This window comes from Chryseobacterium sp. RR2-3-20 (genome assembly GCF_017808115.1).
Lineage (GTDB): Bacteria > Bacteroidota > Bacteroidia > Flavobacteriales > Weeksellaceae > Chryseobacterium > Chryseobacterium oryzae.
The window spans coordinates 1-676 of sequence record NZ_JADQBD010000183.1 but is presented as its reverse complement, the minus strand read 5'-3'; the positions used below and the strand labels follow the sequence as shown (position 1 = coordinate 676).

1 protein-coding gene is annotated in these 676 nt (G+C 33.9%); it reads left to right on the top strand.

Annotation, left to right across the window (positions count from 1 at the left end):
* On the top strand, positions 1–638 hold a 638-nt coding region (locus IV513_RS15615), incomplete at its 5' end, for an hAT transposon family protein (protein WP_209391471.1).
* Positions 639–676 lie beyond the last annotated feature (38 nt).

The window sequence follows — 676 nt, the reverse complement described above, 5'->3', positions numbered from 1 at the left end:
TCGTGTTAGAAAATCAACCACCAAGTAAAAGAATGCGTTTGGATTCAATTCCTGAAGAAGATAAGAAAAGTACCTACGCACGATTGTTTTATGAAGTTTTGGACGTTATTATTTTGAACATTAGTCAACGGTTTAGTGAAATTTCTAAACTGCAATTCTTAAATCTTCTAGATTCCACACAATTTACTTTATTCGTAAAATGTTTTCCCGACGAACTTTTTTCTTCTTTAGTAGATACATATGGACCATTCTTTGACGCAAATTGTGTAAAAAGTGAAATTTCAGCGATTTATAGTGATACCGATATGAAAAAGAGCACTGTCTTTGAGCTTCACCAATATCTTATGTCCCTTCAATTATCTTCTGTTTTCCCGGAGTCATCAAAATTGTGTCGTTTAATTTTGACTATTCCTGCCACAAGCAGTTCCGCGGAAAGATCGTTTTCATATTTAAAGAGAATAAAGACTTATCTGCGGAATTCTCAAAAGCAAGACAAACTCTCAGCTTTAGCATTAATAAATATTGAAAGTGCCTTGTTAGAAGACATGAGATCGTCTCCAAGATTTGAAGAAACAGTGATAGACGTTTTCGCTGGACAGAACAAGAACCGAAGAATTGATCTTCATTTTAAAAATTAGGATATAAAGCTCGGCATATACATTTTAGGTTAGTGTTC